A 6,707-nucleotide genomic window follows, 5' to 3' on the forward strand; every position below is an offset into this window, starting at 1 on the left:
GGGCGGCGGGGTCCTCCTCCACTGCCGGGGTCGGGCCGGCACCTGCCTGCCCCGCACCGGCCGACGAGGGCGCCCCCGCGGCGGGGGCGGCGGCAGAGACGGTCACGGGGGGAGGCGGCCACAGCAGCTCGCCCCCACTCGTGGTCGTGATGGTCCGGATGACCTGGTCGTCGAGGTCCAGGACCAACTCCCCGTCCTTCGCGGGGGTCAGGAGCGCGAGGAGGTTGACGACATTGCGGCCGTAGAGCTGTGAGGCCTGGGCGGGCAGGCGCCCCGCCAGGTCGGTGTACCCGATGATCGTGACCCCACCCGGGGTGGTGACGACCTCTCCGGGGACGGTCAGCGCCGTGTTCCCGCCGTTGCAGGCGGCCATGTCCACCACCACGGAGCCCGGGCGCATCCCCGCCAGGGCATCCGCGTCCAGGAGCAGGGGTGCCCGGCGCCCGGGGATGTTCGCGGTGGTGATGACGATGTCGCTTCGCCCGGCCTGCTCGGCGTAGAGCCTGCGGGTCAGCTCCTCCTGGTCGGCGGACAGCTCCCGGGCGTAGCCGTCGGTGGAGACCTGCTCCGCGACGGGCACCGGCACGAACCGTGCCCCCATGGACCCGACCTGCTCGGCGACCTCGGGACGCACGTCGGTGGCGGCGACCTGGGCGCCGAGCGACACGGCCGTCCCGATGGCGGCCAGTCCCGCCACCCCGGCGCCGATGACGTAGACGTCGGCCGGGGGCATCTTGCCCGCGGCGGTGACCTGACCCGTGAAGACGCGTCCGAAGGCGGCGGCGGCCTCGATGACCGCGCGGTAGCCGGCGATGTTCGCCTGGGAGGAGAGCACGTCGAGGGACTGGGCCCGGGAGATCCGCGGGACCGCGTCCAGTGCGAGTGCGGTGACGCCGGCGGCCCGCAGCTCCTCCAGGAGTTCGGGGTTCCTGGCCGGCGCGAGCCGTGCGACCAGCACCGCGCCCGGGTGCATGAGGGCGAGGTGCTCCCCGGTGGGGGCATCGAGTGTGGTGACGATGTCCGCCCCCCAGGCGCCGGCCTCGTCGACGATCCCGGCACCCGCCCCCTCGTACTCCGTGTCGGGATGTCGGGCGGCTCCACCCGCTCCGGCCTGGACCACGACCTCGTGTCCGAGCCGGATGAGGGCTGCGACCGTGTCGGGAGTGGCGGCGACCAGGGGCTGGTCCTCCGGTTCCAGGGGTACTCCGATGCGCACGCGGACTCCTTCGTCACGTCTCCAGGTGACGCCCGCTGGCGCACCGCCGTCCAGCGTAGGGGCAGGTGGGTGAACCTTCGTCCACGGATCGCGATGTGGGCCCTCGGTCCCGGTCCCCCGGGGGGCCGGACGCTGTGGGACGGGACCTTGGTCCCGCCCGGGCGGACCCCGCGCCCCGCGGGCCACGGGGACGCCGAACCCTTCCCACCGGGGTGCCGACGCGGATAGCGTGGGGGCATGGACATCTTCGACGACGACGACGACCCGGCCACCCGACAGGACTTCGACACGGTCGAGGCCGACGTCCTGGTGGACGCCCCGGTCGAGTCCGTGTGGTCGCTCGTGTCCGAGCCCGGCTGGTGGATCAACGAGGGACCCCTGGGGGACCACGAGGTCTTCGAGGACGAGGACGGACTCTTCCACGTCTCCGACCCCGAGGTCGGGACCTGGCTGGTGGAGCGGGCCGACCTCGACCCCATGGACGTCGTCTCCTTCCGCTGGTACCCGCTGGCGGGTGACGAACTGCCCGAGGACCGTGTGACCCTCGTCGAGTTCTCCGTGTCCGAGGAGGAAGGGAGGGTGGTCGTCCACGTCGAGGAGTCGGGCCTGTCCTCCGTCTCCGAGGACCCGGACGTCGCACGTCAGGCCTGGGAGGACGCCTCGGGGATGTGGGAGCGGGAGCTCGACGTCGCCCGCGAGCACCTCGAGGCGGCCTGGCCGCGGAGGTGACCGCGGGGCGGAGGCCCCGACCCGGGGACGCGTCGGCACGGTAGCGTGGACGGGCCCCGCGACCCACGGGGTCCCCGCACGGCCGGCGACGCCGCCGGCGACGGGGGTGAGGCCACACCGGAAGGTTCCATGACGACGACGCCGACCGCACCGGCCCAGGAGTCGGAGCGCACGCTCCAGCGCAACCTGGAGAACCGACACATCCAGCTCATCGCCATCGGCGGGGCGATCGGAACGGGCCTGTTCATGGGTTCCGGCAAGACGATTGCCACGTCGGGGCCCTCGGTGCTCCTCGTGTACGCGACCATCGGGTCGGTGCTGTTCCTCTTCATGCGTGCCATGGGGGAGCTCCTGCTCTCCGATCCGCGCTACGGGTCCTTCGCCGACATCGCCCGCGACATCCTGGGCCCCTGGGCCGGTTTCGTCACCGGGTGGACGTACTGGCTGTGCTGGATCGTCACCGGGGTGGCCGACATGGTCGCCATCACCGGGTACGTGCGCTTCTGGTGGGCGCAGGTGCCGATCTGGCTCCCCGTGGTGGCGACGGTGCTGCTGCTCTTCGGGCTCAACGCCCTGACCGTCAGGGCCTTCGGTGAGACCGAGTTCTGGTTCGCCCTCGTCAAGATCGTGGCGATCGTGGCGTTGATCGTGGTCGGCATCGGGATGGTGCTCGCCCGACGGGTCGACGACTCGGGGACGGTGGCCGCGGTGTCGAACCTGTGGACCCACGGCGGCTTCTTCCCCACCGGCTGGGGCGGTTTCCTCGGGGGGTTCCAGATCGCGCTCTTCGCCTTCGTCGGCATCGAACTGGTGGGCACCACCGTCGCGGAGACCGCGGACCCCGCGCGGACCCTGCCCAAGGCCATCAACTCCATCCCCCTGCGCGTCATGCTCTTCTACATCGGCGCGCTCGCGGCCATCATGATGGTCACCCCCTGGGACGAGATCGACCCCGGGACCTCCCCCTTCGTGACGATGTTCGCCATGACCGGGCTCGGCGCGGCCGCCTCCGTGGTCAACCTGGTGGTGCTCACCTCGGCCGCGTCCTCGGCGAACTCCGGGATCTACTCGACCTCCCGCATGCTCTACGGGTTGGCGGGGCGGGGTGACGCCCCCTCCGTCTTCCGCCGCCTGTCCGTGCGTGACGTGCCCCGCAACGCCCTGTTCCTCTCCTGCGTGCTGCTGCTCAGCGCGATCGTGCTGTTGGCGCGGGGGGACTCCATCATCGGGGCCTTCACGCTGGTGACCTCCATGGCGGCCACGCTGTTCATGGCCATCTGGACGATCATCACCGTGGCCTACCTCGTCTACCTCCGCCGGCGTCCCCACCTGCACGAGTCCTCCACGTTCCGCCTGCCCGGCGGCGCGGCGTCCGCCTGGGGCGTCATCGCCTTCATGGGGGCGATGGTCGTGGTGCTGTGCCTGGAGGCGGAGACGCGCCTGGGTCTGGTGGCGTCGGTGGTGTGGCTGGTCGCGGTGACCGTGGCCGCCCTCGTCCACCGACACCGCAGCCTCGCCCGGGTGCATCCGCGCGGCTGAAGTGCTGGACCGGAGACGGGTGACCCGGTGACCCGGTGGAGGGCCTCAGCGGGATCCGGCTGCGATGCGCACCATCTGCGCGGCCGGGACCGACGGGTGCCCACCGCGCCACACGGCCCTGATCTGTCGGCGCAGGTCCAGGCCCTCGACAGGGACCTCGACGAGCGTCCCGTCCGCGACGTCGGACGCCACGACCAACTCGCTCAGCGCCGCGGGGCCCGCGCCCGCGATGACGGAGGAACGCACCGCCGCGTTCGATCCCAGTTGGAGGGCGGGGGGAGCCGTGTCCATCCCGCGCAGCGCATTCTCCAGGGTCATGCGCGTGCCGGAGCCCTCCTCGCGTTCGACCAGTTGGCAGGCCGCGAGCTCACGGGGCTCCAGTGCCCGACCGAGCCGGGACCAGGGGTGCCCGGGTGGGACGACGATGAGCAGCCGGTCGGTGGTGACGACCCGGGAGTGGAGACCGCGCCGGATGCCGGGGGTCTCCACGAAACCGAGGTCACAGGTGCCCTCCAGCACGGCATCGTGGACATGGTCCGAGTTCATCACCTGCAGGCGCACATCTGCCCCGGGCAGATGGCGGCGCAGGCGGACCAGCCACTGGGGGACGAGGTGCTCGGCCACCGTCATGCTCGCCGCCACGTCGAGGCGGGCGCCGTGTGACGTCCGCAGGGCATCGCCCAGTGCGATGAGTTCCTCAGCTGCCGACAGGGTGTCGCGGGCCCGGGCGGCGACCACCTCGCCCTCCGGGGTGAGCGTGGAGCCCCGAGGATGGCGGATGAGCAACGGGATGCCCAGCCGGTCCTCCAGTGCCGCCAGCGCCCGGCTGGCATTGGGCTGCGCCATCCCGACGGACCGCGCGGCAGCTCCGAGGCCGCCCCGGTCAGGTACCGCCACGAGGACCTCGAGGACGCGGAGGTCGGGCCACCAGTCAGTCATATCGTGATGATATGCCCCCTCGCCGAAGTGCCCCCTACCGCCGTGTTCCCGCAGTGCGGGACCATGGCGCCATGCACTTGAGTCCTCCCGACGATGCGTCCGTGACCACTGCGACCGGGGGGTCATCCCCGGATCCCGACGGTGACGCCCCGGGAAGCGGGTCACCCGGGCACGTCGTGTCCCTGCCGGCGACCGCGACGGGCGCCCCTCGACGCAGGCTCCCCGTCCTCCACGGCGACAGCGGCGACGATCGGTGGGGCAGGGGACTCTCCTCGGTGGCAGGAGTCGCACCGGGGCTGGGGCTGTGCGCACTCGCCGTCCTGGTCGCACTCGGGGTCAACGCCCGTTTCCCCGCCCTGTCGGCCATGCTCGTGGCGATCGTGCTCGGGATCGTGGTGCGCAACGTGGTCCACCTCCCCGCCAGCGTCGAACCGGGGCTGGCCTTCGCCGCGAAGCGTCTCCTGCGCATCGGCGTCGTCCTGCTGGGCCTCCAGCTGGTGGTCGGCGACATCCTCGCCCTCGGGATGGGAATGGTCCTGGTGGTGGTCTGTGTCGTCTCCGGTGGCATCTGCTCGACACTGCTCATCGGTCGGTGGATGGGGATCAGCTCAACCCAGCGACTGCTGATCGCGGGTGGCTTCTCCATCTGCGGCGCCGCCGCCGTCGCGGCCGTGGACGGTGTCATCGAGACCGAGGACGAGGAGGAGGTCGTCACCGCGGTCGCCCTGGTCGTCCTCTTCGGGACGCTGGCCATCCCCCTGCTGCCGCTCGCAGCGGGATCGCTGGGCATGGATCCCGTCCGGACCGGCCTCTGGGCGGGAGCCAGCGTCCACGAGGTCGCCCAGGTCGTCGCCATCGGCGCCGGGATCGGACCCGCGGCCCTCAAGGCTGCCGTGATCGTCAAGCTCGCCCGCGTCCTCCTGCTCGCTCCCGTCATGGCGGTCATCTCCGTGGTCCGCAGGCGCACCGCACCGCTGTCGGCCCGGGGGCACCGTCCGCCCGTCGTCCCGCTCTTCGTGGCCGGGTTCGTCGCCATGGTGGCCCTGCGCTCCCTCGGCATCGTCCCCGGGGGAGTGCTCTCCGCAGCGAAGGTGGTCCAGACCGGAGCACTGTCGGCCGCCATGTTCGCACTCGGGTGCGGGGTGCGCCTGTCGATGTTCCGGCACGTGGGTCCCCGCCCACTGGTGCTCGCCACGGCATCCACGGCCGTGGTGGGGACCATCGGCCTGGTGGGCGTGACACTGGCCGGTTGAGGGCGCCGCACGCACCCGGGGCAGGGGACGGTTGGCGGTGCGCCGGTGTCGGCACGCGCGGGTCCGGGGTACACTGCACGCAGTGCCACGGGAACCCGGGAAGCCGGGTTGAGAGGAGGGCGTCCCGCCCTCGACCGTCGAACCTGAACCGGACCATACCGGCGTAGGAAGGCTCTCATGCTCTCTTCCATGTGCGCACGCACCGTGCACGTCCTGGAAGGGGAACACAGACATGAGCGAACCCAACGGCCACCTGCGGTGGCGCGTCGTGGACATGGTCACCGCCGCGATCCTGGGGGTGGCGACCGGAATCATCTTCCTGGTGTGGAACCAGGTGGGGGGTGCGGCCTACACGGTCGTGGACGCCCTGACACCCGGCGTCGGCGGACTGGTCGCCGGCATCTGGTACCTGGGCGGTGTGCTCGGTGGGCTCGTCATCCGCAAGCCGGGTGCCGCGGTCTTCGTCGAGGTCCTCGCCGCCGTGGTCTCCATGGCGCTGGGCTCCCAGTGGGGAGTCTCCACGATCTACTCCGGGCTCGCCCAGGGCCTGGGCGCCGAGATCATCTTTCTGGTCTTCGCCTACCGCAGGTTCAACCTGCCCGTCGCGATCCTCTCCGGCATCGGCGCGGGGCTGGGCGCGTGGGTCTTCGAGGGCTTCTACGGCAACTTCGCCAAGGGCCTGACCTACAACCTCATCTACCTGGGTGCCCAGGTCGTCACGGGCATCGTGCTCGCGGGGCTGGTCGGCTGGCTCCTGGTGCGAGGTCTCGCCCAGACGGGTGCCCTGGACCGCTTCGCCGCGGGTCGCGAGATCCGCGGGAGGGTCTGAGAGGACACCGGCGACGCCCTCGTCGGCCCGCGACCCCTGCACACCGAGCCCCGTCCGCAGAGAGGACCCACCCGTGACCTGCCCCGCATCCCGCACCACCCCCACCCGGGCCACCCCCGGGGTGCGGGTGCGCGCGCGCGGGTGGGGCTGGAGGCACGCCGGGCGCAAGGCGTGGGCACTGCGCGACGTCGACCTCGACATC

The 6,707-nt window shown here is 72.0% G+C and carries 6 protein-coding genes and 1 riboswitch; of the genes, 4 read left to right on the forward strand and 2 right to left on the reverse strand.

The features are described from left to right. The coding region (locus tag TA90_RS04325) for a Re/Si-specific NAD(P)(+) transhydrogenase subunit alpha (RefSeq protein ID WP_043534791.1) at window positions 1-1,216 on the reverse strand (1,216 nt) is incomplete at its 3' end. Between the two features lie 237 nt (window positions 1,217-1,453). Here TA90_RS04325 and TA90_RS04330 point away from each other — a divergent pair. Together TA90_RS04330 and TA90_RS04335 are read left to right on the forward strand one after the other, a co-directional pair. After that, on the forward strand, window positions 1,454-1,945 hold the full coding sequence (locus TA90_RS04330) for an SRPBCC family protein (protein ID WP_043534792.1): 492 nt from the start codon (window positions 1,454-1,456) through the stop codon (window positions 1,943-1,945). Between the two features lie 129 nt (window positions 1,946-2,074). Then, the gene (locus tag TA90_RS04335) at window positions 2,075-3,484 is read left to right on the forward strand and encodes an amino acid permease (protein ID WP_043534795.1); all 1,410 of its coding nucleotides are present in this window, start codon (window positions 2,075-2,077) and stop codon (window positions 3,482-3,484) included. A gap of 45 nt (window positions 3,485-3,529) precedes the next feature. On the opposite strand, the gene TA90_RS04340 is transcribed toward TA90_RS04335, so the two are convergent. After that, a complete protein-coding gene (locus TA90_RS04340) occupies window positions 3,530-4,423 on the reverse strand; it encodes a LysR substrate-binding domain-containing protein (protein ID WP_043534793.1) in 894 nt (297 codons plus the stop codon). 101 nt (window positions 4,424-4,524) lie between these two features. Here TA90_RS04340 and TA90_RS04345 point away from each other — a divergent pair, with 101 nt between their 5' ends. Then, window positions 4,525-5,676, forward strand: coding sequence for a YeiH family protein (locus TA90_RS04345; RefSeq protein ID WP_231550658.1), 1,152 nt, complete (start codon window positions 4,525-4,527; stop codon window positions 5,674-5,676). Window positions 5,677-5,753: 77 nt separating this feature from the next. Continuing rightward, window positions 5,754-5,863: riboswitch (TPP riboswitch) on the forward strand. 45 nt (window positions 5,864-5,908) lie between these two features. Next, window positions 5,909-6,505 (forward strand): ECF transporter S component, encoded by a 597-nt coding sequence (locus tag TA90_RS04350; protein ID WP_043534794.1) that lies wholly within the window; start codon window positions 5,909-5,911, stop codon window positions 6,503-6,505. Window positions 6,506-6,707 lie beyond the last annotated feature (202 nt).

Source organism: Actinomyces polynesiensis (assembly GCF_000820725.1).
In the GTDB taxonomy this organism is placed as follows: Bacteria; Actinomycetota; Actinomycetes; order Actinomycetales; family Actinomycetaceae; genus Pauljensenia; species Pauljensenia polynesiensis.